This window comes from Pseudomonas sp. NPDC087803 (assembly GCF_044742995.1).
GTDB lineage: Bacteria > Pseudomonadota > Gammaproteobacteria > Pseudomonadales > Pseudomonadaceae > Aquipseudomonas.
Map to the genome: position 1 here is coordinate 36,123 of NZ_JBIUVO010000018.1, position 25,144 is coordinate 61,266.

25 protein-coding genes and 1 pseudogene are annotated in these 25,144 nt (G+C 60.1%); 8 read left to right on the forward strand and 18 right to left on the reverse strand.

Annotated features, from left to right (window positions below; genetic code table 11):
* Window positions 1-31: 31 nt before the first annotated feature.
* From ACIOUG_RS12685 to ACIOUG_RS12695, 3 genes are all read right to left on the reverse strand, one after another.
* Window positions 32-520, reverse strand: coding sequence for a GNAT family N-acetyltransferase (locus ACIOUG_RS12685; RefSeq protein WP_401065874.1), 489 nt, complete (start codon window positions 518-520; stop codon window positions 32-34).
* Window positions 521-843: 323 nt separating this feature from the next.
* Window positions 844-1,338, reverse strand: a complete 495-nt coding sequence (locus tag ACIOUG_RS12690; protein WP_007969356.1) for a GyrI-like domain-containing protein — start codon at window positions 1,336-1,338, stop codon at window positions 844-846.
* 67 nt (window positions 1,339-1,405) lie between these two features.
* Window positions 1,406-2,068 carry a LysE family translocator gene (locus tag ACIOUG_RS12695; protein WP_210558846.1) on the reverse strand — a complete coding sequence of 221 codons (663 nt, stop codon included), beginning with the start codon at window positions 2,066-2,068 and terminating at the stop codon, window positions 1,406-1,408.
* A 136-nt stretch (window positions 2,069-2,204) separates the two neighbouring features.
* Between ACIOUG_RS12695 and alaC the strand changes: the two genes are divergently transcribed.
* Complete coding sequence (gene alaC / locus ACIOUG_RS12700; RefSeq protein ID WP_401065878.1) at window positions 2,205-3,422, forward strand: alanine transaminase; 1,218 nt, start codon at window positions 2,205-2,207, stop codon at window positions 3,420-3,422.
* Window positions 3,423-3,583: 161 nt separating this feature from the next.
* Here the strand turns inward: alaC and ACIOUG_RS12705 are convergent, their stop codons facing one another.
* Together ACIOUG_RS12705 and ACIOUG_RS12710 are read right to left on the reverse strand one after the other, a co-directional pair.
* The gene (locus ACIOUG_RS12705) at window positions 3,584-4,939 is read right to left on the reverse strand and encodes a GntP family permease (RefSeq protein WP_401065881.1); all 1,356 of its coding nucleotides are present in this window, start codon (window positions 4,937-4,939) and stop codon (window positions 3,584-3,586) included.
* Between the two features lie 82 nt (window positions 4,940-5,021).
* Complete coding sequence (locus ACIOUG_RS12710) at window positions 5,022-5,555, reverse strand: gluconokinase (protein WP_401065882.1); 534 nt, start codon at window positions 5,553-5,555, stop codon at window positions 5,022-5,024.
* Window positions 5,556-5,771: 216 nt separating this feature from the next.
* Between ACIOUG_RS12710 and ACIOUG_RS12715 the strand changes: the two genes are divergently transcribed.
* Complete coding sequence (locus ACIOUG_RS12715) at window positions 5,772-6,803, forward strand: LacI family DNA-binding transcriptional regulator (protein ID WP_095121388.1); 1,032 nt, start codon at window positions 5,772-5,774, stop codon at window positions 6,801-6,803.
* A gap of 158 nt (window positions 6,804-6,961) precedes the next feature.
* Here ACIOUG_RS12715 and ACIOUG_RS12720 read toward each other — a convergent pair whose 3' ends face one another.
* Window positions 6,962-7,834 (reverse strand): LysR family transcriptional regulator, encoded by an 873-nt coding sequence (locus ACIOUG_RS12720; RefSeq protein WP_401065884.1) that lies wholly within the window; start codon window positions 7,832-7,834, stop codon window positions 6,962-6,964.
* A gap of 121 nt (window positions 7,835-7,955) precedes the next feature.
* On the opposite strand from ACIOUG_RS12720, the gene ACIOUG_RS12725 reads away from it, so the two are divergent.
* From ACIOUG_RS12725 to ACIOUG_RS12735, 3 genes are all read left to right on the forward strand, one after another.
* Entirely contained in the window at window positions 7,956-8,396 is a 441-nt protein-coding gene (locus tag ACIOUG_RS12725) for a PACE efflux transporter (RefSeq protein WP_123588708.1), read from the forward strand.
* A 125-nt stretch (window positions 8,397-8,521) separates the two neighbouring features.
* Window positions 8,522-9,946, forward strand: coding sequence for an MFS transporter (locus ACIOUG_RS12730; RefSeq protein ID WP_401065887.1), 1,425 nt, complete (start codon window positions 8,522-8,524; stop codon window positions 9,944-9,946).
* A gap of 155 nt (window positions 9,947-10,101) precedes the next feature.
* Window positions 10,102-10,662, forward strand: coding sequence for a hypothetical protein (locus tag ACIOUG_RS12735; RefSeq protein WP_401065946.1), 561 nt, complete (start codon window positions 10,102-10,104; stop codon window positions 10,660-10,662).
* Between the two features lie 126 nt (window positions 10,663-10,788).
* On the opposite strand, the gene ACIOUG_RS12740 is transcribed toward ACIOUG_RS12735, so the two are convergent.
* The 3 genes and pseudogenes from ACIOUG_RS12740 to ACIOUG_RS12750 all read right to left on the reverse strand — a co-directional run bounded on the left by ACIOUG_RS12740 (window position 10,789) and on the right by ACIOUG_RS12750 (window position 13,408).
* The gene (locus ACIOUG_RS12740; RefSeq protein ID WP_256214240.1) at window positions 10,789-11,328 is read right to left on the reverse strand and encodes a methyl-accepting chemotaxis protein; all 540 of its coding nucleotides are present in this window, start codon (window positions 11,326-11,328) and stop codon (window positions 10,789-10,791) included.
* 3 nt (window positions 11,329-11,331) lie between these two features.
* Window positions 11,332-12,108 (reverse strand): annotated as a pseudogene (locus ACIOUG_RS12745) (PAS domain-containing protein); the annotation flags it as partial.
* Window positions 12,109-12,517: 409 nt separating this feature from the next.
* The gene (locus ACIOUG_RS12750) at window positions 12,518-13,408 is read right to left on the reverse strand and encodes a LysR family transcriptional regulator (protein ID WP_401065889.1); all 891 of its coding nucleotides are present in this window, start codon (window positions 13,406-13,408) and stop codon (window positions 12,518-12,520) included.
* A gap of 99 nt (window positions 13,409-13,507) precedes the next feature.
* On the opposite strand from ACIOUG_RS12750, the gene gstA reads away from it, so the two are divergent.
* Window positions 13,508-14,101 carry a glutathione transferase GstA gene (gene gstA, locus ACIOUG_RS12755; protein WP_401065891.1) on the forward strand — a complete coding sequence of 198 codons (594 nt, stop codon included), beginning with the start codon at window positions 13,508-13,510 and terminating at the stop codon, window positions 14,099-14,101.
* A 124-nt stretch (window positions 14,102-14,225) separates the two neighbouring features.
* On the opposite strand, the gene ACIOUG_RS12760 is transcribed toward gstA, so the two are convergent.
* The 4 genes from ACIOUG_RS12760 to ACIOUG_RS12775 all read right to left on the reverse strand — a co-directional run bounded on the left by ACIOUG_RS12760 (window position 14,226) and on the right by ACIOUG_RS12775 (window position 17,851).
* Window positions 14,226-15,239 (reverse strand): ABC transporter substrate-binding protein, encoded by a 1,014-nt coding sequence (locus ACIOUG_RS12760; RefSeq protein WP_401065894.1) that lies wholly within the window; start codon window positions 15,237-15,239, stop codon window positions 14,226-14,228.
* Window positions 15,236-15,763: a sigma-70 family RNA polymerase sigma factor gene (locus ACIOUG_RS12765; RefSeq protein ID WP_401065896.1), complete on the reverse strand. Its 528-nt coding sequence runs from the start codon at window positions 15,761-15,763 to the stop codon at window positions 15,236-15,238. The genes ACIOUG_RS12760 and ACIOUG_RS12765 overlap by 4 nt, the downstream gene beginning before the upstream one ends.
* 198 nt (window positions 15,764-15,961) lie before the next feature.
* Window positions 15,962-16,753: a phosphate/phosphite/phosphonate ABC transporter substrate-binding protein gene (locus ACIOUG_RS12770; protein ID WP_401065898.1), complete on the reverse strand. Its 792-nt coding sequence runs from the start codon at window positions 16,751-16,753 to the stop codon at window positions 15,962-15,964.
* Between the two features lie 156 nt (window positions 16,754-16,909).
* A complete protein-coding gene (locus ACIOUG_RS12775) occupies window positions 16,910-17,851 on the reverse strand; it encodes a fatty acid desaturase (protein WP_401065900.1) in 942 nt (313 codons plus the stop codon).
* 324 nt (window positions 17,852-18,175) lie between these two features.
* Here ACIOUG_RS12775 and ACIOUG_RS12780 point away from each other — a divergent pair, with 324 nt between their 5' ends.
* The gene (locus tag ACIOUG_RS12780) at window positions 18,176-18,586 is read left to right on the forward strand and encodes a GNAT family N-acetyltransferase (RefSeq protein ID WP_401065903.1); all 411 of its coding nucleotides are present in this window, start codon (window positions 18,176-18,178) and stop codon (window positions 18,584-18,586) included.
* A 120-nt stretch (window positions 18,587-18,706) separates the two neighbouring features.
* Here ACIOUG_RS12780 and def read toward each other — a convergent pair whose 3' ends face one another.
* From def to ACIOUG_RS12795, 3 genes are all read right to left on the reverse strand, one after another.
* Window positions 18,707-19,246 carry a peptide deformylase gene (gene def, locus ACIOUG_RS12785; protein ID WP_262142130.1) on the reverse strand — a complete coding sequence of 180 codons (540 nt, stop codon included), beginning with the start codon at window positions 19,244-19,246 and terminating at the stop codon, window positions 18,707-18,709.
* Between the two features lie 2 nt (window positions 19,247-19,248).
* Complete coding sequence (locus ACIOUG_RS12790; RefSeq protein WP_401065906.1) at window positions 19,249-20,199, reverse strand: YihY/virulence factor BrkB family protein; 951 nt, start codon at window positions 20,197-20,199, stop codon at window positions 19,249-19,251.
* Window positions 20,200-20,362: 163 nt separating this feature from the next.
* On the reverse strand, window positions 20,363-20,554 hold the full coding sequence (locus ACIOUG_RS12795; RefSeq protein WP_305439384.1) for a CsbD family protein: 192 nt from the start codon (window positions 20,552-20,554) through the stop codon (window positions 20,363-20,365).
* A gap of 196 nt (window positions 20,555-20,750) precedes the next feature.
* Between ACIOUG_RS12795 and ACIOUG_RS12800 the strand changes: the two genes are divergently transcribed.
* Window positions 20,751-21,128 carry a hypothetical protein gene (locus tag ACIOUG_RS12800; protein ID WP_115984244.1) on the forward strand — a complete coding sequence of 126 codons (378 nt, stop codon included), beginning with the start codon at window positions 20,751-20,753 and terminating at the stop codon, window positions 21,126-21,128.
* A 164-nt stretch (window positions 21,129-21,292) separates the two neighbouring features.
* Here ACIOUG_RS12800 and fadD1 read toward each other — a convergent pair whose 3' ends face one another.
* Both fadD1 and fadD2 read right to left on the reverse strand, forming a co-directional pair.
* Window positions 21,293-22,990 carry a long-chain-fatty-acid--CoA ligase FadD1 gene (gene fadD1 / locus ACIOUG_RS12805; protein WP_401065910.1) on the reverse strand — a complete coding sequence of 566 codons (1,698 nt, stop codon included), beginning with the start codon at window positions 22,988-22,990 and terminating at the stop codon, window positions 21,293-21,295.
* A 362-nt stretch (window positions 22,991-23,352) separates the two neighbouring features.
* On the reverse strand, window positions 23,353-25,041 hold the full coding sequence (gene fadD2 / locus ACIOUG_RS12810; RefSeq protein ID WP_401065913.1) for a long-chain-fatty-acid--CoA ligase FadD2: 1,689 nt from the start codon (window positions 25,039-25,041) through the stop codon (window positions 23,353-23,355).
* Window positions 25,042-25,144: the final 103 nt, after the last annotated feature.

Sequence of the window (25,144 nt, forward strand, 5' to 3'; positions counted from 1 at the left end):
CCCGCTCCCACATTTGGATTTGCAGCGATTTTCAGAGCGTCAGGATCATCTCGTGCCACGCCATCCCGCCATGCTCGGACTCCGACGGCTTGATGTATGCAAAGCCGAATCCGGCATACAGCGGAATATGCTTCTCCTTGCACATCAGATGAATCGTCGCCTTGTCCATCCCGCGCATGCGTTCGATGAATTCGGCCATCAGCCGCTTGGCCAGGCCCTGCCCCTGAAAGTCCGGGTGCACCACCACTGACATGATCACCACGTTCGGCCCTTTCGGGTCGTGGCCGATCAGCTCCTTGAACGCCTCGTCGGACATCTGCACATCGAACGCCGCGCCCGAGTTGATGAAACCGGCGACCACGCCGTCCACTTCGGCAACGATAAAACCATCCGGCCAGGTGGCAATGCGCGTGGCGATTTTCTCGCGAGTGGCGGCTTCATCGCCTTCGTAGGCAACGGTTTCGATGGCGTAGCAGCGATCCAGATCGGCGGCGGTGACGTTGCGGATGACGGTGTTCATGGCAGCTCGAAAATCAGCGGAGAAAAGTGCGCAAAGCATAAAGGAATAAGGTGTGCATATCGATCCGCGCGGCGGGCGTAAAGCCTGCGTATAAGCGCTTTTCTTCGTGCGGGCGACGGGCTATTCCTGCGGTGTGTCTCTGATCACCCTTGGGGGAAACCGCTTATGAGCAGCGTTGAAATCGGCCTGTTGATGGTGTTGGGCATCAGTACGTTCGGCTTTATCACTCTGGGCATCGACCTGTTGCGGGCGCGACGGGTGAGCAAGGGTAAACGCGGTTGAAAACATGAGGCGGATCAGCGATCCGCCTCATGTTTTATGGCTCAGGCCTTGGTATCGACCGGCACGCAGATTTCCAGTTTGCCGGTGTGCAGTCGCGGATTGAAATCGGCGCTGTAGCGTTCCAGCTCAGGGGCGTTGAGTTCCACGTAGTGGGAGGTCGGCAGCCAGGTCTTGTAGATGTACTGCAAGGTCTGCGGCAATTGATCGAGCGGGCCCTTGTGCTCGAACACTGCGTACTGCCGGGGCAGCACTTCGACCCACTGGTAGACCTTCTGGTCGAGGTCATCGAGCTTGCTGATTTCCACCCCGGCGATGTAATCGAAGCCACCCTGGCCGTCGAAGTTGCTGCAGACACCGTAGGTCACTTCGTTTTTTTGTCCCTGTATCTTTCCCAGGTGCGGCAAGAACTTTTCCCACAGCGCAGGAATGTCCTTGGCAGTGTCTTGGGTAAATCGACCACGAAATCCTGCGATCAGCAGGAAGTGTCCATGTTCGAAGCGAGGTTCAGCCACTTCGACGCGTTTTTGCTCATCCATGACTCGACTCCTGGCAAAAAAAAGGGGTTCGGCTGCTGAGTATAGAAGCCAAACCCGATTCGCAATGTTACAAGGCGTGCAACTGGTCGGCGGCCCCGGAGCCAACGAACTCGTTATAACCGGATACGATCACGTAAACCGCGAAATAGCAGAAGATCGCGGCCGATGCCATGTACGAGTAGCGCAACAGCTTGTCACCCAAAAGCTTGCCGCCGTGGCTCGCGGCAAAGCACAGACCGGCCGACCACAGCAGCCCGGCGCAGAGGAAACCACCGAGAAACAGCGCCGAACTGAGCGGGCCGCCGCCACCGGAGCGGGCGATCAGGGTGCCGCCCACCGCGGCAAACCACAGGATCGCGCTGGGTGAGGACATGGCGAGGAAGATCCCGCGAAAGAACTCCTTGCGATGCGAGTTCTGCCCCACTTCCGCCGTCGCTGCCAACTGCGCCTCGTGGTGAATCGCCGAATAGATCATCTTCGCCGCGAAGTAGATCAGCAGCACCGAGCCGCCGATCCACAGCACCCAGCGCACGCTTTCGTACTGCAGCAGCACGGTCATCCCGGCCAGCGCCAACACTGCGTAAATCAGATCACCGACGCACGTACCGAGGCCCAGCGCAAAGCCCTGAAAGTAACCGCGCTGCATCGCCAGGGTGATCATTGCAATGTTGGCCACGCCGATGTCCAGGCACAGCGAGAGGCTCAGCAAGAAGCCGCTGGTGAATTCCATTAAGCATTTCCTTGGAAAAATTATTGTCGCGCACGCTGGACAGTCCGCCATCGCTGCCCTTATCTTCCGCCACAGGTCACCGCAGTGACCAGCGTCGCTCGGACGGTTCCGGGCGCTTACGTTATCCGAGGCAACAATGGCTGAACAAGGTTCGCCGCGCCGCTTTGCGCGCATTGATCGACTCCCCCCTTACGTTTTCAACATCACCGCCGAGCTGAAGATGGCCGCGCGGCGTCGTGGTGAAGACATCATCGACCTGAGCATGGGCAACCCCGACGGGGCCACGCCGCCGCACATCGTCGAAAAACTGGTGCAGGTTGCACAGCGCGAAGACACCCACGGCTACTCCACGTCCAAGGGCATTCCGCGTCTGCGTCGGGCGATTTCCAACTGGTACAAGGAACGCTACGCGGTCGATATCGACCCGGAAAGCGAAGCCATTGTCACCATCGGTTCCAAGGAAGGCCTGGCGCACTTGATGCTGGCGACCCTGGATCAGGGCGACACGGTACTGGTGCCGAACCCGAGCTACCCGATTCACATCTACGGTGCGGTGATTGCCGGCGCCCAGGTGCGTTCGGTGCCGCTGGTGCCCGGCGTGGACTTCTTCGCCGAGCTGGAACGGGCGATTCGTGGCTCGATTCCGAAACCGAAGATGATGATCCTCGGCTTCCCGTCCAACCCCACCGCGCAGTGCGTGGAGCTGGATTTCTTCGAACGGGTGATCGCCCTCGCCAAGCAATATGACGTGCTGGTAGTGCACGACCTGGCCTACGCCGACATCGTCTATGACGGCTGGAAAGCCCCGTCGATCATGCAAGTACCCGGCGCCAAGGACATCGCGGTGGAGTTCTTCACCCTGTCCAAGAGCTACAACATGGCCGGCTGGCGCATCGGCTTCATGGTCGGTAACCCGGAACTGGTCAACGCCCTGGCGCGGATCAAGAGCTACCACGACTACGGCACTTTCACCCCGCTGCAAGTGGCGGCGATTGCCGCGCTGGAAGGCGATCAGCAATGCGTGCGCGACATCGCCGAGCAGTATCGCCAGCGTCGCAACGTGCTGGTCAAAGGCCTGCATGAGCTGGGCTGGATGGTCGAGAACCCGAAAGCTTCGATGTATGTCTGGGCGAAGATTCCCGAGGCTTATGCGCATCTGGGTTCGCTGGAATTTGCCAAGAAGCTGCTGGCCGAGGCCAAGGTCTGCGTCTCGCCGGGGGTGGGGTTTGGTGAGTATGGCGATGATCACGTGCGCTTTGCGCTGATCGAAAACCAGGACCGGATTCGTCAGGCGGTGCGCGGGATTCGCGGGATGTTCCGGGCGGATGGCCTGACCCCGAAAACCACCAGCTGACACCTACCCCTGTAGGAGCTGCCGCAGGCTGCGATCTTTTGATTTTAAAGATCAAGATCAAAAGATCGCAGCCTGCGGCAGCTCCTACAGGGGTTAGCAGTTTTGCATCACCCACAAAAAAACCGCATCGCTGCGGTTTTTTTGTGTCTGCAAGAAGCTGCTTAAACGAACAGCGACAACAGCAGGATAAAGCCCAACGCAACCACCGACAGGATGGTTTCCATCGCCGTCCAGGTCTTGAAGGTTTCGGCCACGGTCATGTTGAAGTACTGCTTCACCAGCCAGAAACCGGCGTCGTTGACATGGGACAGGATCAGCGAACCGGCACCGGTGGCCAGCACCAGCAGCTCTCGGTTGACGCCCGGAATCATGCCCACCACCGGCACCACGATGCCGGCGCCAGTGATGGTCGCCACGGTGGCCGAACCGGTGGCGATACGAATCACCGCCGCCACCAGCCACGCCAGCAGGATCGGCGAGATCTGCGCGCTGACCGCCATGTGGCCGATCACGTCGCCCACGCCACTGGTCACCAGCATCTGCTTGAAGCCACCGCCGGCACCGATGATCAGGATGATCGCGGCGGTTGGCGCCAGGCTTGCGTCCAGCCACTTGAGGATCTGCTGCGAACCGATGCCCTGCTTGTGTCCGAAGGTGTACAGCGACAGCAACAACGCCAGCAGCAGTGCGGAGATCGGGTGACCGATCATGTCCATCCAGGTCCGGAAGAAGTGGCCGTCCGGCAGCGCCACGTCAGCGAAGGTTTTCAGCAGCATCAGGAACACCGGCAGCAGCACGGTGATCAGGGTGATGCTGAAGCTCGGCAGCTTGGCCGATTCGTCGTTCTCACGGGCCAGTTGATCGACCAGTTGCTGATTCGGCGTGCCGGGAATGTGCTTGGCGATAAAGGTACCGAAGATCGGACCGGCAATGATGGCGGTCGGCAGCGCAACGATCAGACCGTAGAGGATGGTCTTGCCGATGTCGGCGCCGAACACCCCGATTGCCAACAGCGGGCCCGGGTGCGGTGGCACCAGGCCGTGTACCGCGGACAGACCGGCGAGCAGCGGGATACCGATCTTGATGATCGACACACCGGTACGCCGGGCGACGATGAACACCAGCGGAATCAGCAGCACGAAGCCGATTTCGAAGAACAGCGGGATACCGACGAGGAACGCAGCGAACATCATCGCCCACTGCACTTTGTCCTTGCCGAACGCGCGGATCAGGGTCTGCGCGATCTGATCGGCGCCACCGGATTCAGCCATCATTTTGCCGAGCATGGTGCCCAGCGCGAGGATGATGCCGACGAAACCGAGCACCCCACCGAAACCGTCCTGGAACGCTTTGATGATGGTGCCGATCGGCATGCCCGACGTCAGCCCGAGAAAGGCAGCGGCAATGGTCAGGGAGATGAAGGGGTGAATCTTGAACTTGGTAATCAGGACGATCAGTCCGATTACCGTGACCACTGCATCAAGCAGCAGAAACGTGTCGTGGGACATGCCAAACATTGGGGGTGTCTCCTGGCTTGTTGTTGTTATTAAAGCGGGTTAAACAGAATTCGTGAGGACAGCGCTAGCTCTTTCAACACACTCATACCGCCTGCTTCAGACCGTGGGCCTGCCACCAGACGTGCGCCTGGGCCGCCAGTTCTTCAACGCTGTGGATCGAAGCATTCAGCGCCAGAGTCAACGGTTCGCCGACCGGCGATTCGAGGGTGGCGAACTGGCTTTCGATCAACGTCGCCGGCATGAAGTGGCCCGGACGATGGGACACGCGGTCGGCGGCCACTTCAGGGGTCAACTCAAGAAACACGAAGCCCAGGCCCGGCAAGGCACTGCGCAACACTTCGCGGTAACTGTGTTTGAGCGCCGAGCAGGTCAGCACCGGGCGCTGGCCAGTGGCGTCGACACGACGCAGTTCATCGCACAGGCTGTCGAGCCAGCCGGCGCGGTCGTCGTCGTTCAGGGGGATCCCCGCGCTCATCTTTTCGATGTTGGCGGCCGGATGAAAAGTATCGCCTTCAATGGCAGTGGCGCCGCTCAATTGGCACAGGGCCTCGCTGACGCACGTCTTGCCGCAACCGGCAACGCCCATGATGACCAGGGCGGTGATGGGATGACTCATATAACACCTCAGCGCGCAGACAGCGCTACCTTTGCTAGCTATGACTCTAGTGCACAGGCAGAAGTTGCCGACGCCTTCTTGTCGTTTTTTTGGGTTGCAGCAGGTTTTCGCCCAACGCCAAAAAGCGAGGATCAGGCAGGACCTCGCTTACGCATTTGCAGCTGCATCAGGACAGCGCTACCTTAGTGCCTTGATTTTTGTTTGGCAAGCCGCCCGATGACCACCCCTAAAAACGATAAAAACACTCGCACCACCGGCCGTCCCACCCTTAATGAAGTTGCCCGCCTCGCCGGCGTGAGCCCGATTACCGCCTCCCGCGCGCTGCGCGGGGTCAGCACCGTGGCCACGGAACTGGTGGAAAAAGTGCAGAAAGCCGCGCTCGAACTCAACTACGTGGTCAACCCTGCCGCCCGCGCATTGGCCTCGGCGCAGAGCCATTCGGTGGTGGTGCTGGTGCCATCGCTGTCCAACCTGTTGTTCATCGATACGCTGGAAGCCATTCATCGGGTGCTGACGCCCAAGGGCTTCGAAGTGCTGATCGGCAACTTCCACTACTCGCGCGATGAAGAAGAAAACCTGTTGCGCAACTACATGGCCTATCAGCCACGTGGTTTTCTGCTGACCGGCTTCGACCGCACGGAAAGTTCACGGCGGATGATCGAGGCCAGCAACATTCCCTGCGTGTACATGATGGAACTGGACAGCGCCGCCGGGGTGAACTGCGTGGGTTTCTCCCAGCTCAGTGCCGGCGAAACCGCTGCCGAACATTTGCTCTCCCGCGGACGCAAGCGTCTGGCCTACATCGGTGCGCAACTCGATCAGCGCACCTTGCTGCGCGGCGAAGGTTTTCGCAAAGCCCTGCAGAAGGCCGGCCGTTATGATCCGGATCTGGAAGTGCTGACCCCGCGCTCCTCGTCCGTGGGTCTGGGCGGTGAATTGTTCCTGCAACTGCTGGCGGCGCATCCGGATGTCGATGCGATTTTCTTCGGTAACGACGACCTCGCGCAGGGTGCGCTGCTGGAGGCGTTGCGCAACGGGATCAGGATCCCCGAGCAGGTGGCGATCCTCGGCTTCAACGACTTGCCGATGTCCGAGCACATGGTGCCGCGCCTGAGCAGCATCAACACCCCGCGTGAGGCGATCGGCCGGCGCGCGGCGGAGCAGATGTTGACGTTGATGGCCGGCAACAGCGTGGCGCGTCCGGTTGAGGATATGGGCTTCGAGTTGAAGATTCGCGAGAGTACCTGACCTCTGAAATCCCTCGGATGGTCACAAATGCCAAGGTGAAACCCAATCTCCCTGTGGGAGCGGGCTTGCTCGCGAAGGCGGTGTGCCAGATAAGCAAATGCCAGCTGACACGACGCCTTCGCGAGCAAGCCCGCTCCCACAGGGGAAGTGTGTTGGGCTCAGTGACCGAGCAATTCGACGAGGGCCAGCGCGCCCTTCTGCAGCGGCTGGCTCTTGAGCCACACCGCGTGCACCGGCAGCTCCAGGCCGTTTTCGATATTGCGGAAATTCAGGCGTTTCAGGCGCCCACTGTCCAGCCACGGCTGCACCACCGACAACGGAAAATTGCCCCAACCCAATCCTGCCTCGACCATCTCCATGGCCGTTTCCAGGTTGTCGGTGCGCCAGTGCGATTCAGCCACCAGCGGGCGGGTCTCGCTGATCGGCAAGTCGCGGCTGGCGACGACGATCTGCCGCACCTGCACCAGGTCTTCGAGAAACAGCGCCTGTCTCTGCAACAACGGACTGTCCGCCGCCAGTGTCGCGATCATCCGTTCGCTGCCAACGAACTGAAAGCGCTCCAGCACGTTCATGCTCAACCCGGCGAACGCCACGCAGACGCTGACGCGACCACTGTGCAGCAGCGCCAGCACATCGTCCTGCGGCGCGGTCAGCACTTCGATATCGAGCAGCGGATGACGCTCGGCAATCACTTTGATCGCGGCGAGCACGCGCCGCCGGTCGATGTCCGCCACCACACCAATCGACAGCTTGCTCTCCAGCCCCAGCGACAGCTCCACCGCGTGCACCTGCAACTGCTTGAGCTGTTCGGCAATCAGCCGCGCGTGGGGCACCAGTGACAGGGCCATGGCTGTCGGTTGCGGCTCGCGATGGCTGCGGTCGAACAGCGGATAGCCAAGTTCCGCCTCAAGATTGCCGATGGCCATGCTCACCGCCGAGGGTACCCGGCCCAAAGCGCGGGCCGCAGCGGAAAACGAGCCGCGCTCGATCACCGCAAGAAACAGTTCGATGCTGTCACTGTTGAAATTCACTTCACTTACCTATCACCAAAACTGAAAGCTACTGACTTTTTCTGTCACGCCCATTGAAGCTATCTTTCGCCGTCTTCGCCAGTCCTGCTGGCCAGCAATCGCAAGAAAGAGGCAAAACCCCATGCAAGGCGTCAAACGCAAACTGGTCTACGTGTCGCTCTACGAAGTGATCGGCATGACCTTCTCCGCTCTCGGCCTGGCGCTGTTGTCCGGCACTTCGCCCGGCAGCACCGGCCCGTTGGCGGTGATCATCACCACCATCGCGGTGACCTGGAATTTCATCTACACCTCGCTGTTCGAGCACTGGGAAAGCCGCCAGAAGTCGCGCACCCGCACGGTCAAACGGCGCATCGCCCACGCCGTGGGTTTTCAACTGACGCTGATCGTGTTCCTGATTCCGTTGATTGCGTGGTGGATGAACATCAGTCTGGTGCAGGCATTCCTGCTGGATCTGGCGTTGATCATCTTCATCCCGTGCTACACGTTCGCATTCAACTGGCTGTTCGATCGGGTGTTCGGCTTGCCGGCGTCGGCACTGCCCGATTCGGCCGCTGCGGCATAAATCGTTAACTCACAAGCAGTTAGTGCAAGAAATCGGCGGTATTCCAGGGCAAACCGCCGATATTCACAATCCATCCACTCCGATAGCAGGCTAAGCTTTTCCATCAATAAAAAATGGATCAGCCGATGACTGCTCACGCTCCCGCCGCCGCGCAAAGCGAAGGCATCGACCCGAAACGCGCCGCCGAGATTTCCGCGCGCATCGACCGCCTCCCCGCCGTCGCCACCCTTTGGCGGCTGGTGGCGCTGTTGTCGATCGGCGGCTTCTTCGAACTCTACGACCTGTTCCAGACCGCCTACATCAGCCCCGGACTGATCCGTGACGGGATCTTCGCCACCGGCAATCAGGGCGTGTTCGGCTTCTCCGATCAGGCGGCGTTTGCATCGGCGACCTTCCTCGGCCTGTTCCTTGGCGCCAGCCTGCTCAGTCCGTTGGCCGACCGTTTCGGCCGCCGCGCAATCTTCACTTTTGCGCTGGTCTGGTACACGGTGGCCACGGTGCTGATGGGGATTCAAAGCTCGGCGCTGGGGATCATCTGCATGCGTTTTCTGGTGGGCATCGGCCTCGGTATCGAGTTGGTGACCATCGACGCCTACCTTTCGGAACTGGTGCCCAAGCGCATGCGCAGTTCGGCGTTCGCCTTCGCCTTTTTCGTGCAGTTTCTCTCGGTGCCGGCGGTGGCGCTGATGTCGTGGTGGCTGGTGCCGCAAGCGCCGTTCGGTGTGTCGGGCTGGCGCTGGGTGGTGTTGGCGAGCGCGGTGTTTGCGCTGTTCATCTGGTGGCTGCGCAAACGCCTGCCCGAATCGCCGCGCTGGCTGGCGCAGCATGGGCGGTTTGATGAGGCGAACAGGATTCTCGACGGCATCGAAGCACGCTGCGAAAAGGATCACCGCCAACCGCTGGATGCCCCCGAAGCCGTTCCGGTGGATGTCGAAGGCAAGGGCCGCTTCGCCGATATCTGGCAACCACCGTATCGTCGACGCGCGTTGATGCTGATCGTGTTTCACGTGTTCCAGGCGATCGGTTTCTTCGGTTTCGGCAACTGGCTGCCGGCGCTGCTTTCCGGCCAGGGCGTCAGCGTCACTCACAGCCTGATGTACGCGTTCATCATCACCCTCGCCTACCCGCTCGGGCCGTTGTTGTTCGTCAAGTTCGCCAACCGTTTCGAGAACAAATGGCAGATCGTCGGCTCGGCCCTCGGCGCGATGACCTTCGGCACTTTGTTCGCGTTGCAGACCAGCGCCTTCGGCCTGATCTTCTGCGGGGTGATGATCACCTTTTGCAATGCGTGGCTGAGCTTCAGTTATCACTCGTACCAGAGCGAACTGTTCCCGACCAACATCCGCGCGCGGGCGGTGGGTTTCTGCTATTCGTTCAGCCGCTTGTCGACGGTGTTCAGCAGCCTGTTGATCGGGCTGTTCCTCGACAACTTCGGCACGCCCGGGGTGCTGGCGTTCATCGTCAGCAGCATGCTGATCGTGATGCTGACCATCGGCTGGTTCGGCCCGCGCACGCGCAATCTGGCGCTGGAAAACATTGCCCACCGCTGAGGGTCACCCGGTCATCCTCTGCCGCCTGACGGCAAGGGATGACCGCCTTGCCTATGCGCGAGATCAGCAACCTATTGAAATAGCTGGACTTTCTTCTAAGGCACGGTAATTGCTGCAACAGGCAGGTCAGCAATAATTCAAAGGTCTCCATCATGATGTTGGTCAGTGCCAAACAGCAGCAACTCATCCACCTGCCCAAGCGGCTGGCGGAAGACGCGACCACGACCGCCGCTGCCGGTCTGCAAAGCGGCCTGCACGGCGCCATGCTGCAATCGTTGCAGAACCAGGCCCAGTCACAAGCCACCGATGCGACCTCCAAGGTCCAGGATTCGGCCACGCAGATCGCCACCCAGCAAGTGGCCGCCGCCACGCGCATCAGCGATAACGTCGACGAAGCCTTCGCCAAGACCCGTGTCGGCCTGCAAACCACCGACGCCACGGCTGCCGGCAGCACCACCGGCACGTCGGCCACCGACGCGTTCAAGGACTACATGAGCAAGTCGCCGGAACAGCGTCTGCGTGACAGTATCCTTCAGAGCATGGGCATCACCGAAGACGACATCAAAGCCATGCCGCCGGAGAAACAACTGGCCATTGGCAAAGAGATCGCCGAGCGCCTGCAGGACAAGATGAAACTGGCGCAGTCGGAGAAAGACAACGTCAATGACGTCAAGGACAGCGACAAACTGGCGGACAAGTTTCTCGCGGCGCTTTGACCTGAAAGTTGCTTAGAAACCAATGTAGGAGTGAGCCTGCTCGCGATAGCGATACATCAGTTACTTATCCAGTGACTGACACACCGTAATCGCGAGCAGGCTCACTCCTACAGTTGTTGATGGCTGTCAGTTCAGCTGCAACGTCGCATTGAACTGCCCGATCGCATCCACCACATGCCGCGATCCCTGCTGAATCTCCAGAATCACCTCCCCCGCCTCGTTCGCCAGTTCCACCCCCAGCCCGGTGCGGCTCAGGCTCGACTGCATGCTCGACACCGCGCTCAGCGACAGGTCATGGTTTTTGCGCACCACTTCGACAATCTCCAGGGTCGCCTGACTGGTCCGCGCCGCCAGACTGCGCACCTCATCCGCCACCACCGCGAACCCGCGCCCGTGCTCACCGGCCCGGGCCGCTTCGATGGCGGCGTTGAGCGCCAGCAGGTTGGTCTGATCGGCGATCCCGCGAATGGTCTGGACGATGGTGCCGATGATGTCCGATTGCTTGCTGACCGCATCAATGCTCAGTGCCGCTTCGTTGAGGTCGCGGGAAATGTCCTGAATGATCTGCACGGTTTGCTGCACCACCTGTGAGCCTTTCTGCGCGCAGGCGTCGTTCTGTACCGAGGTGCTGTGAGCCGATTCCGCAGCGTTTTGCAAAGTAGTCATCTGCTGAGTGATGTCGCTGGCGAACTTGACGACCTTGTACAAGCGGCCCTTGGTGTCGAACAGCGGGTTGTACGAGGCTTCGAGATAAACCATCTGCCCGGACTTGTTCTTGCGTTCGAAACGGTGCGAGTGATATTCGCCGCGATTGAGCGACGCCCAGAATGCCTTGTACTGCGCCGATTCGGATTCGGAACGGTGACAGAACATGCTGTGGTGATGGCCGACAATTTCGTTGTGCGAGTACTGCATGGTTTTCAGAAAGTTGTCGTTGGCGGTAATCACATTGCCTTCCGGGGTGAACTCGATCACCGCCATCGAACGGCTGATTGCCGCCAGCATGCTTTCTTCTTCGTGCTCTTTGTTGACCCGGGCGGTGATGTCCGACGCCACTTTGATCACACTTTTGACTTGTTTGTCCGGGCCGTACACCGGCATGTAACTGGCTTCAAGCCAGATCTCCTTGCCAGACTTGTTCAAGCGTAGAAACGTGCCGCTGATCGGTTCGCCCCGGGCCAGGTCGCGCCACAATCTGGCGTACTCCTCGCTGCGGTAAAAGGCTTCTTCACAAAACACCCGGTGATGTTTGCCGCGCACTTCCTCGGCGCTGTACCCCATGGTCTTGCAGAAGTTTTCATTGGCATCCAGAACAATGCCTTCGGGGGTGAATTCGATCATCGCCATCGAACGGCTGATCGCGTCCAGCTTGGCATTGGCTTCGGTCAAGGCGCAGCTGAAACGCTCGATTTCCTGCAGATCAGCCTTGTGATGTAGGTTGAACATGGTTGTATCACCTTCCGCGCGGTCTTTTGATTTGATGAAAGTTCAGGTCTTTCAGAATCCACCACTACGTTCCACAGAACAGGCACACGCATTCCTCCACAGGAGGAAGTTGTCAGGTGATAAATGATGTTTAATCCGAGGGTCCATGCAGCGACACTCTTATCAAGACATCCTTCTCTTGATAGCCCGGCAACGGGCCAGCCCTAACGTGCAGAAGAACTTCCATGTACAAACTCGCTCCTTGTTGGTTCAGTGTCCGGTGCCTTTGATTGCGCACTCTGGCAGCGTTGAAATCACGGCTAACCGATGACGGTCGACATAGTTAGTTACAGCTCAGCATAGCCAGCGCAAAGCCGTGCGCAAGGCCACTAGTCGGCCAGTATCTGGCACTTTTTGCACAAGAAACGGTTCAGCGAGTGGCAGCGACCGCCGTATCCGCCAGCAGATCCAGCAACGCCTGCACCGCCGCCGACGGCGTCTGCCCCGCAGGCAGCACCAGCGAAAACACCCGTTCGATACGCGGCAGCAGAGCGATCACCCGCAAACCCTGGCGCTCGGCCGGCAAGGTCATTTCCGGCACCAGCGTCACACCGAGGTTTTCTCGCACCAGAGTGAAGGCGCTGCTCCATTCGCGCACCTCGACCCGCACGTCCTGCAACTGCAACCCGGCCTCGGCGGCGAGGCTGCGGGCGTTGGTCGAGCAACCACCTGTGGCCAGCACAAAAGGCAGCGCCGTCAGTTCTTGCAGGCTGACGCCCTGCTCAGTTCCTCGCAGCGCCAGCGGATGCCCTGCCGGCACCACCGCTACCCATTCATCCCGACCCAATGGCCCGGCGTTACGCTCGGGTGCCGGGTTGAGCACCACGCCAACATCCACCAGACCGGCCGCGAGCAGGGTTTCCACCTCATCGTCGCTGACCTCCAGCGCCACCACTTCGATCCCCGGATACAGCCGATTGAACTGGCGCAGCAGCGGCGGCAGGAAACTCGCCAGCACCATGGGGAAACTCGCCAGACGGATCGTCCCGCGCAGCATCGGCCGCACGCTGTCGACGGTCTGGCGAATGGTCTCCAGCGCGCCAAGCATCAGCCGCGCCTGCTCGATCACCGGCAGGCCGATGGCGGTGGGCAAGGTCTGCCGACTCTCGCGGCTGAACAGTTGCACGCCGAGGGTTTCTTCCATCAACGCCAGCGCCTGGCTCGCCCCGGATTGCGTCATGCCGATCCGCTCGGCAGCGCGGGTGATATTGCCGTGATCGGCCACGGCGACCACCAGCCGCCAATGCATCAGGTTCATCATGCCAGTAGCTGTCCTTATGGCTGCTTCTTGAAAGATTAATTTTACCGAGGGTGCGGTGCACTATGACACTGGCGCCAAATCCTCACCAGAGAGCTACCGATGAAGCTGTATTACGCCCCGCAAGCCTGTTCGCTGGCGCCGCACATTGTGTTGCGCGAACTGAAGTTGCCCTTCGTGCTGATCCGCGTCGACAACCGCAGCAAGCGCACGGCCAGCGGCGAAGACTTTCTCGCGATCAACCCCAAGGGCTACGTCGCCGCACTGCAACTGGACAACGGCGCGGTGCTGACCGAAGGTCCGGTGATCCTGCAGTATCTGGCGGATCTGCAACCACAGTCAGGGTTGGCCCCGGCACCCGGCAGTTTCGAGCGGCTGCGTTTGCAGGAGTGGCTGAATTTCATTTCGAGCGAGATCCACGGCGGCTTGGGCGCGCTGTTTGATGAGCGTCTGCCGGCCGAACCGATCAAGGAGAAGTTGTTCAAGCGATTTGCCGTACTGGTCGCGGTGCTGGAGCAGCAGGAGTATCTGCTGCCGAGCGGCTTCAGCGTGGCGGATGCGTTGTTGTTTGTAGTGTTGCGCTGGGCCGGGTTGTTCGGGATCGAGCTGGGGCAGTGGCCGGCGCTGGCGCGGTTTCAGGCGCGGGTCGAGCAGCGGCCGACCGTGATGGCGGCGTTGGCGGCGGAAGCGGTGTAAGTCTTTAGATCATTCGCGAGCAAGCCCGCTCCCACACTGGATTTGTGGCGCGCCCGCCCCCCTGTGGGAGCGGGCTTGCTCGCGAAGGCGATGGCTCAAACGCCACAGATCAACCAGTTGAAACTCAAAGCCCCGCCGTCACCTTGCTCGCCACCTCCCCCGGCACCCACGCCTTCCACACCTGCGGCTGATCGCGCAGAAACGCTTCGGCGACCTGCCGCGGTGGCTGGCGCTTTTCGCTCATTCCGGCCAGCGTCTGGTTCAGCAGATCAATCGGCAAATCGACTTTCTCGAAGAACGACACCAACTCCGGGTATTGCGCCTTGAACGGAGCCGAGACGCCAATCGCCAGACTCGCCGGCATCGAGCGGGTGCCCTTGGGATTCGGGTTATTGGCATCAGCCAGAGTCTTCCAGGCCTCGGCATCGAACGGCGGCTCTTCGAGCTTGACCAGTTTGAAGCGACCGAGCAGCGGCGTCGGCGACCAGTAGTAGAACAGCACCGGTTTGCCACGTTTGATCGACGACGCCACCTCGGCATCCAGCGCTGCGCCGGAGCCTGTGCGGAAGTTGACGTAGCTGTCGGTCAGCGCATAGGCCTTGAGCTTCTGGCTGTTGACGATCTCCGAGGTCCAGCCGGTCGGGCTGTTGAGGAAGCGTCCACGGCTCGGGTCTTCCGGGTCGCGGAACACCTCTTTGTAGCGCGGCAGGTCGGCCACCGATTTCAGCTCCGGGGCCAGCGGTTTGATCCCGCGTTCGGGGTCGCCCTTGATCACGTACTCCGGCACCCACCAGCCCTCGGTCGCGCCCTTGACCGTATCGCCAAGCCCGAACACCTTGCCTTCATTGGCCGCCTTGACCCACGCCGGACTGCGCCCGGCCCACTCCTCACCGATCACCTGAATGTCATTTTTCGCCAGCGCCGCTTCGAGGCTGACGGTGCTGCCCGGCAGCGTATCGGTCGGGTAACCGTAGCCTTTTTCGACGATCAGGCGCAGCACTTCGGTGATGAAACTGCCGCTCTCCCAGGTGATGTCACCGAAGTGAATCGGCGCAGTTTTCTCTGCCGCCGAAACAGCGCCGACGCTCAAGCTCAGCGCCAATAGCGAGCTGCCGAGCAGGGTTTTGATTGATCTCATGCGGACCTCTTGTCTGTCAGGATTTGGTTGGCGCTGTGGCGGTCGCACAGGGCCTGGGAACGGCTCATGTAAACGCTGACCGAACGCTGGGAGATGCCCAGCTCGGCAGCGATTTGCGGGTAGGTCAGACCATCAATCCGCGCCAGCAGAAAGGTCGAGCGGACTTTGTTCGGCAGGTGTTGCAAGCTACGGTCGAGGCGCTTGAGGGTCTGGCTCAGTTGCGCGAGGTCTTCCGGTGAAATGGCGACCTCGACGTCGATCTGCTGCGCATGCCGGCGCTCCAGATCCGCCCGGCGCCAGCGCTGATAGAGCAGACGTTGGGCAATCGTGGTGAGCATGGCGCGCGGTTCGCGTATCGCCGTGAGGCTAGGCGCCTGGAGCAACTGCGCGAAGGTTTCGGCAGCGATGTCTTCCGCGCCGGCGGCGTCGTGCAGATGCCGACGCAGGTAAGTGCACAGCCAGCGGTAGTGGGCGCGGAACAGTGCGTCGAGATGATTGCGGTGAGCGGAGTCGGCGCCGGACATAAGGGCTCCTGAGTAAGGGGTCGCTGAATGTCCGGTGATCCGGTGGCGCGATCGTAGCAAGGCGCCTTATGCATTAATAAGATTTATATTTCATTTTTATATTCTTTTTGGAGATATAAAAGCAAAAGATCGCAGCCTTCGGCAGCTCCTACAGGTTGACCGCATTCCAAAGTAGGAGCTGCCGAAGGCTGCGATCTTTCAACGCAAGCGGCCATAGCCCATTTCTTCAGCCTCACGCTGATAGTCGAGCACAACCCGATAATCGCTTTCGCTGGCCGCCAGCACTTCAGGCAATCCCAACGTCTGTGCCACATCCGGCAGCTCACGCAACGCCCGATTCATCACCCGGCGCAACTGTTCGATCTGCTCATCAGTGGCAGTAGCGGCAGTGACAAAAGGCAAGGTCGGGCTGAACGCACTGCGCGCCACCACCCGCAATCCCCTGACTTCCTCAGGCGCATGCCGAGCGAGGTAGGCATAGGTCACGCTGTCGATCGCCGCCAGATCAGCGCGACCCTCGCGCAACCAGCGCAGACTCTCGCGATGTGCCCCGCTGCTGCCGACCGCGGCGAAGAACTGCCCGTCGCGGTGCAACGGCGCGAGGCGCTGGCGCAACAGATTCATGCCGCTGTTGGAGTCATCACTGTTGATCACCCCGCGACTGCCGCGAAACTCCGCCAGGGTTTGGCGCGCATCGTCGGCACGGCTGAGGATCAGGCTGCAGTGGTTGCCGGCAGTGGCGTCGGGCAATTCGTAGCGCGGGCGGCCGACGATGCGCACCTGACCGCGCAGCAAGGTCATCAATGGATAGCCGCAGGTTTGGGTCAGCAGCAGATCCGGGGATAACCAGAGTTCGGGGAGCGACAGGCTGGCGGCGTCCAGGCGGGAGTGGCCGAGGTGTTCGAGGATGCGGGTGATCCAGCGTTCATTGGCCGCGCGGATGGGCTCGGGGGCGTTGTACATCAGCAGTTCGGTGTGGTGTAGGGTCATACACATTATTTCCCTGCAAATAATTAACCTGTGGGAGCGGCGGTGCGACGATTCGACTTGCTCGCGAAAGCGGTAGAACAGTGACATGTCTGGTGTCTGACACACCGCTTTCGCGAGCAAGCCCGCTCCCACAGGGTTTTTGTGGTGTTCTTGAGATTAGTGGAAAGGATGCTGCGGACTGTCGATCGGTCTGCACCCGTGCTGCCGCCACAACTGCCCATACCCCTGCACCAGAAACCCGCCACTGCGCGCCACCCACTGCTCGCGGCGCATGCGGTAGGCCTGAGGCAAGTCGTACCACGCCAGCCCCGGCAGGTCGTGATGCACCAGGTGAAAATTCAGATTCAGAAACAGCCAGCGCCACGGCCAGCCCGCCTCGTTGAGCACGGTGCGCTGCTCCGGTTGTGCATGCGGGCGGTGTTCATAGTAGGAGCGGATCATCGCGATCGACAGTGCAGGTACGCTGATCAGCATCAGGTAATGCCAGACCGGCAGCACGCTGTAGCGGGCGATGAACCACAGCATCAACAGGGTGCACGCACCGTGGCTCAGCCACATCAGCCAGGCCTGGCGCTCGCGTTTTTTCAGACGTTGCAGCTCTTCGACGGCCAGCGCCAGCAACGCCAGCGGCGCGCCAAGTGCGAAACGACCGAGCACGGTTTTGTTCAGCCAGTGCAGGCAGCGTTCGAACAAGGAACTGCCCTGCCAGCGCGCGGCCGTCAGATAGCGGCTTTCCGGATCTATACCGGGCACGGTCAGGTCTTCATCACGGTGATGCAGCAGATGGCTGTCGCGATACAAGGTGTACGGGTACCACACTGCAAAGGGTGCGTAGCCGAGGATTTTATTGAAAAGCACCGAGCGCGTCGGATGCCCATGCAGCAATTCATGCTGCACCGACAGCCACAGCACCAGCAGCGGAATCAGCAACAAGGTGCTCAAGCCGCGACCCAGCCAGGCGCTATTGAGGATGATCGCGAACCAGCCGCCATACACGCCGATCAGCAGCAGCCACGTCGGCCACTCGGTGCGGGCGGTGAAACGCTGGCGCAGGGTTGCAATCTGCTGGCGATGGTCGGCGTCGAAGTAGTTCGGCATGGCGTGGCTCGGAACGGGAAACTTCCCCTTCTGTGCAACGAAGCCGAGCAATCTTGCAGATTATTTTTGCACTGAAACGGGAGCCCGAGGGACGGGCTCCCGAAGGACGTGATCAATGACCGAAAATATCGACTTTCTTGGCCTTCTTCTCCGCACGCTTTTCAATGGCGGTCTTGGCCGGTTTCTTCTTCGCGGCTTTCTTTGAATCCATACCTTTGGACATGATGCGTACTCCACTCACAGGGATGTAGGCTCAGGTATACACCTATCGCGCGGCGCGCGTTCTTTTATAATCGGCGCTTTGCCCGCCGCCAGTCCGATCCCATGCCCGATACCCAGTATGTCCTGCTCGACGAGCCTTTGTGGCCGTTGATGAACAAGTTTTACCGCCGCCACCAATCGTCGATGAAGGCGGTGCGCGATGCGCAGTTGTGGGTGGCCCGTCGCGAGGACATCGTCGCCGCGCTGTGCCTGCGGCCGGTGGCGGGCGGTCACTGGCTGACCGGGTTGTTTGTTGATCCGGGTTGCCGGGAGCAAGGGATCGCCGGGCAGTTGATCGCGGCGGCGGTGAAGGATTTGCAGGAGCCGGTGTGGCTGTTCTGTCATCCGGACTTGCGTGGGTTTTACGAGCGGCGCGGCTTCAGTGTCTATCCTGCCCTGCCCTACGCACTGGCCGAGCGCTTGAGCCGGTATGCGCGGAGCAAGCCGATGATTGCGATGGGGCTGACACGATAGTGACTAATTGTAGGAGTGAGCCTGCTCGCGATTACGGTGTGTCAGTCATGGAAATGTGACTGACGAACCGCTATCGCGAGCAGGCTCACTCCTACAGGGGAGAATTGCGTTTGACTCTCATCAGTCGTCAGCTGTGGGATCGAGATCCGGAAACATCACTTCGGTAAACCCGAACTTGCTGAAATCAGTAATACGCGACGGATACAACCGGCCGATCAGGTGATCGCACTCGTGCTGCACCACCCGCGCATGAAAGCCCGAGGCCACGCGCACGATCGGCTCGCCCTTGGGATCAAAGCCTTCGTAGCGAATCTGCTGATAACGATCCACCGCGCCGCGCAGGCCGGGCACCGACAGGCAGCCTTCGAAGCCCTCTTCGGTCAGCGTATTCAACGGGGTGATCAGCGGATTGATCAGGATCGTCTGCGGCACCGCTTCGGCGTCCGGGTAGCGTTCGCTGTGCTCGAAACCGAAAATCACCAGTTGCAGGTCAACGCCGATCTGCGGCGCCGCGAGGCCGACGCCACCGACACTTTCCATGGTCTGAAACATGTCGTCGATCAGTTGCCACAGCTCGGGGCTGTCGAACATTTCCGGCGGCACCGGTGGAGCAATGCGCAGCAGGCGTTCATCGCCCATTTTCAGAATTTCACGGATCATGGTCAGACTTCGTCAGTATTCGGTTTCAACGACTGGTCGCGCCCAAGCCCTGAAACGTGTTGTTTGGGATGTTCATCGAGCTCGCCGGGGACTTTCTCGCCCTCGTCCTTGCCCTCGCTGGACATGTGTTCGATCACCGCATTCATCTCGGCACCGAGCAACAGCACGGCGGCGGAAATATAGAAATACAGCAACAGCACAATGATCGCCCCGATGCTGCCATACATCGCGTTGTAGTTGGCGAAGGTTTTGACGTAGAACGCGAACCCCAACGAGGCCACGATCCACACCACCACCGCCAGTACCGAGCCTGGGGTGATGAAGCGGAATTCCTGTTTGACGTCGGGCATCACGTAGTAGATCAGGGCCACGGCGACCATCATCAGAATCACGATCACCGGCCAGCGCGCAATCGTCCACACGGTGACAATGAAATCTTCCAGGCCCACCTGCGCGGCAATCCAGCCCATCACTTGCGGCCCGAGCACCATCAGCGCGGCCGCCACCAGCAACATGCCGGCAATGCCGACGGTGTAGAACACCGACAGCGGAAAACGCTTCCAGATCGGCCGGCCCTCGACCACGTCGTAAGCGGCATTCATCGCGCTCATCATCAGCCGTACGCCGGCAGAGGCGGTGTACAGGGCGATGACGATACCGACCGAGAGCAGGCCGCCCTTGGACTGCTGCAACTGGTCGATCACCGGGTTGACCTGCTCCAGCGCCTGCGGCGGCAACACCAGTTCCGATTGCAGGCGCAGCCAGGTAAAGAAGTCCGGCAGGTGCAGGAAACCGATCAGGGCAATCAGAAACAGAATGAACGGGAACAGCGAGAACAGCATCTGGTAGGCCAGTGCCGAGGCGTAGGTCGACATCTCGTCGTCGACGAATTCAGTGACCGTGCGCACCATCACCCGGTGCAGTGGCAGACCTTTCATGTCTGGAAAAATCATTCGCGTCTCCTTTCGCCGCATTACAGGTTGAAGTCGTGGCGACTCAGGGGCGGTTTTTTACATCACGGTAGCCTACTTGGCGACCCTTGGCGGCTCGCGCAAGCTTTTGACACAAGAACGGCCATCCCTGGATGGCCGCTCGTGTGTTTCGTTCAAGGCTGGATTACGCCTTGTCGACGGTCTTCTTCACTGCGTCTTTGGCTTTGCCCACGGCTTGTTGAGCTTCGCCTTTTTTCTCTTGAACCTTACCCTCGGCCTGCAGCTTGGTGTTGTCGGTAGCTTTACCGACGCCTTGCTTGACGTTACCGACAGCTTCGTTGGCCATGCCTTTTACTTTATCGCCTGTGCTACTCATGGTGTTTCTCCTTGGTGCAATTAGGGGGAAAAGTCAGTACGTAATGATTGACCGGACAGGTTTGCCACGAGTTTCATTTATTTTTGCCCTTCATTTCGTCGTGCAATGCAGGTTGGGCTTTATGTTTGCCCCGCAAGCCCCGAGAATGCGCACCTATGGGCGCCGAGCGCCAACGATCAGATCCCGCAGGAATGTTATGAAACTCGATAAAAAGCAGGCCATTGCCCGTCGTAACCAGGAACTGGGCGGCGCTGTGCTCGGCACCAACAACTGCCACTTCGCCGAACTGAACCGCAACCGCAACATCTGGTGGTTCGACCTGCCGGTGACGCGCCTGGCCGTCGGTCAGTACGAGTGGATTCACCTGCTGATGCACACCCCGGCCACCGACGAACTGCTGCACCTGAAAGTGCCGACAGTGTTTTTGCGGGAAAAGCTCGAAGGCCTGGTGATTCGCAACGAAGGCAAGCGCAAAGCCGCGCTGAGCCTGGAATTGAGTGCGGACAAGGATTCGTACCTGCAGGACATGCGCCCGACGGGGACCAACGTGAATTTCGCGCCGTTCCGCCAGTAACCGAAAAGCTTCGCGAGCAAGCCCGCTCCCACATTTGACTGTATTCCAACTGGAGGAACGCGGATTAATGTGGGAGCGGGCTTGCTCGCGAAGGCGGCATCACAGTCACTACAAATCCACCACCTACTCCAATAAAAAGCCCCGCATCTGCGGGGCTTTTTGTTTTACGCGGCGTTCTTCGCCTTGATCTTCTTCAGCTCTTCGTCGCGCAGCTCGCGACGCAGGATCTTGCCGACGTTGGTGGTCGGCAGTGCATCGCGGAACTCCACCGAACGCGGCACCTTGTACCCGGTGACGTTGGCGCGCATGTGGTCCATGACGGTTTCCTTAGTCAGGGTCACGCCCGGCTTCGCCACGATGAAAATCTTGATCGCTTCGCCCGACTTCTCGTCCGGCACGCCGATGGCCGCACACTGCAACACACCCGGCAGGGTCGCCAGCACGTCTTCCAGCTCGTTCGGGTAAACATTGAAACCGGAGACCAGGATCATGTCTTTCTTGCGATCGACAATGCGCATGTAGCCATCCGGCTGGATCAGCGCGATGTCACCGGTCTTCAGCCAGCCTTCGCTGTCGAGGATTTCGTCGGTGGCTTCCTGACGCTGCCAGTAACCCTTCATCACTTGCGGGCCCTTGACGCACAGCTCGCCGATTTCGCCCATTGGCTGCTCGACACCGGCATCGTCGATGACTTTGCACAGGGTCGACGGCACCGGAATGCCGATGGTGCCGATCTGGATGTTCTGGATCGGGTTGACCGTGGCCACCGGGCTGGTTTCGGTCATGCCGTAACCTTCGCAGATCGAGCAACCGGTCACCGCTTTCCAGCGCTCGGCCGCGGCCAGTTGCAGGGCCATGCCGCCGGACAGGGTGACTTTCAGGTTGGAGAAATCCAGCTTGCGGAAACCTTCGTTGTTGCACAGCGCGACGAACAGCGTGTTGAGGCCGACGAAACCGCTGAACTTCCACTTCGACAGTTCCTTGACCATCGCCGGCAAGTCGCGCGGATTACTGATCAGGATGTTGTGGTTGCCGATCAGCATCATCGCCATGCAATGAAAGGTGAACGCATAGATGTGGTACAGCGGCAGCGGGGTGATCAGGATCTCGCAACCTTCATTGAGGTTGGAGCCCATCAGCGCCTTGCACTGCAGCATGTTGGCGACGAGGTTGCGATGGGTGAGCATCGCGCCCTTGGCCACGCCGGTGGTGCCGCCGGTGTATTGCAGCACCGCGACATCGCTGCTGTGCGGATTGGCTTCGGCCACCGGCTGACCCTGGCCCTTGCTCAGCACGTCGTTGAACTTGACGGCTTTGGGCAGGTGATAGGCCGGCACCATCTTCTTCACGTACTTGATCACGCTGTTGATCAGCAGGCGCTTGACCGGCGGCAGCAGGTCGGCGACTTCAGTGACGATGACGTGTTTGACGCCGGTTTTCGGCACCACGGCTTCCGCCAGGTGCGCCATGTTGGCCAGGCACACCAAGGCCTTGGCGCCGGAGTCGTTGAATTGGTGTTCCATTTCCCGTGCGGTGTACAGCGGGTTGGTGTTGACCACGATCAGCCCGGCGCGGATCGCACCGAAGACGGCGACCGGGTACTGCAGAACATTGGGCAGTTGCACGGCGATTCGATCACCGGGCTGCAAGTCGGTATGCTGTTGCAGATACGCGGCAAACGCACCGGACAATTCGTACAGTTCACCGTAGGTGATTGTCTTGCCCAGGTTGCTGAAAGCCGGCTTGTTGGCGAAGCGTTGGCAGGATTGCTTCAACACTGCCTGAATATTCGGGTACTCGTCTGGATTGATGTCGGCAGCAATTCCAGCCGGGTATTTATCCTTCCAAAAGTCTTCGATCATGGAAGCCCACTCCTCAGCAACGCGAATTCTTCACCGCATTTGATGCGATTATTATTGGTGTGTGTTTTGTATTGGTGAATCTGGCTTTTCTACAGGCCGAGAAGTCACAAAGCGCGCCGAGAGTAGCAGCTTTGCCGAGGGCCGACTAGAGCCAAAAGCGGCCTCCATGGTCACTTTAATGACTCAAGACTTTCTAACAGTCATTTTAGAGCAAAAATCCTATACCAGCCTTAAAGCCCCGGTTTTGCGGGGCTTCACCGCCCAAAAAGCATCGCGGGCAAGCCCGCTCCCACAAGGTTGATGGAGATCCCTGTGGGAGCGTGGCTTGCCCGCGATCCGCGCAACGCGCGGCCATTCAACGATCAGGCGATATCGCGCAGCTCCCGCCGCAGAATCTTCCCGACCGGCGTCATCGGCAACGACTCACGCAGCACGATGTGTTTCGGCACTTTGTAAGCGGTGAAATTCTCTTTGCAGTACGCCTTCAGCTCCTCGAGGCTGACCCCGGTTTCCCGCGCCACCACGAACAGTTTCACCGCCTCGCCCGAGCGCTCGTCCGGCACACCGATCACCGCGCAGTTGGCGACTTTCGGGTGAGCCATCACCACGTCCTCGATCTCGTTGGGGTACACGTTGAAACCGGAGACGATGATCATGTCCTTCTTGCGGTCGACGATACGCACGAAGCCGTCCGAGTCGATCACCGCGATGTCACCGGACTTGAACCAGCCCTCGGCGTCCAGCACTTCGGCGGTGGCTTCGGGTTTGTGCCAGTAGCCTTTCATGATCTGCGGGCCTTTGATGCACAGCTCGCCACGCTCGCCCATCGGCTGCTCGACACCCTCGTCATTGATGACTTTCAACAGCGTCCCCGGCACCGGCAGGCCGACCGTGCCCAGACGCGACTGGTCGCCATACGGGTTGGTGCAGGCCACCGGCGAAGTCTCGGTGAGGCCGTAACCTTCGGTGATGCGGCAACCGGTGATCTGCTCCCAGCGCTCGGCGGTGGCCTTGACCAGCGCAGTACCGCCAGAGTTGGTCAGCTTGAGGCTGGAGAAATCCAGGGTCTTGAAGTCCGGGTGCTCCATCAGCGCGACGAACAACGTATTCAGCCCAAGCAACGCCGAGAAGCGCCAGTTCTTCAGTTCCTTGATGAAGCCTGCGATGTCTCGCGGATTGGTGATCAGCACGTTGTGGTTGCCGGACACCATCATGCACATGCAATTCGCGGTGAAGGCATAGATGTGGTACAGCGGCAGCGGCGCCACCATCACCTCCTGCCCTTCGCGCAGCAGTGGCTGGCCATCCGGCCCCAGTTGCGCAAGACACGCGCGCACTTGCTGCATGTTCGCCACGAGGTTGCCGTGGGTCAGCATCGCGCCCTTGGCCAGGCCGGTGGTGCCGCCGGTGTATTGCAACACGGCGATGTCGTCGAGAGCGACTTTCAGCGGCTTGATCCCCAGACCACGGCCCAGTCGCAGCGCACTCTTGAACGAAATCGCCTGCGGCAGCGAATAGGCCGGGACCATTTTCTTCACTTTGCTGACCACGGTATTGATCAGCCAACCCTTGGCGGTGGGCATCAGGTCGCCCATCTTCGCTTCGATCAGGTATTGAATGTCGGTGTCCGGCAGCACTTCCTGGACCTTCTGCCCGAACATGTTCAGGTACACCAGCGCCCGGGCACCGGAGTCCTTGAACTGGTGACGCATTTCGCGCGCGGTGTACAGCGGATTGGTATTGACCACGATCAGCCCGGCGCGCAAGGCACCGAACACGGCAATCGGATATTGCAGCACGTTGGGCATCTGCACCGCGATGCGATCCCCCGGCACCAGATCGGTGTGGGCTTGCAGGTAACCGGCGAACGCCGCGCTGTAGCGCTCGAGTTCCGCGTAGGTCAGGGTCACGCCCATATTGCTGAAGGCCGGACGGTCCGCGAACTTCTTGCAGGAACGCTCAAACACCTCGATCACCGACTTGAACTCGCCCATGTCGATGTCCAGTGGTACGCCGGCGGGGCGTTTGTCATTCCAGAAATCAGGTTGCATTGTTCTTGTCCTCTTTACCTGAATCGATCCGGGAGCCGCTTTCCTGTGCTTTCGCTGCTGGCCCTTGAAAGCACAAAGCAAAAAGCGGAGCTTCACGGACACT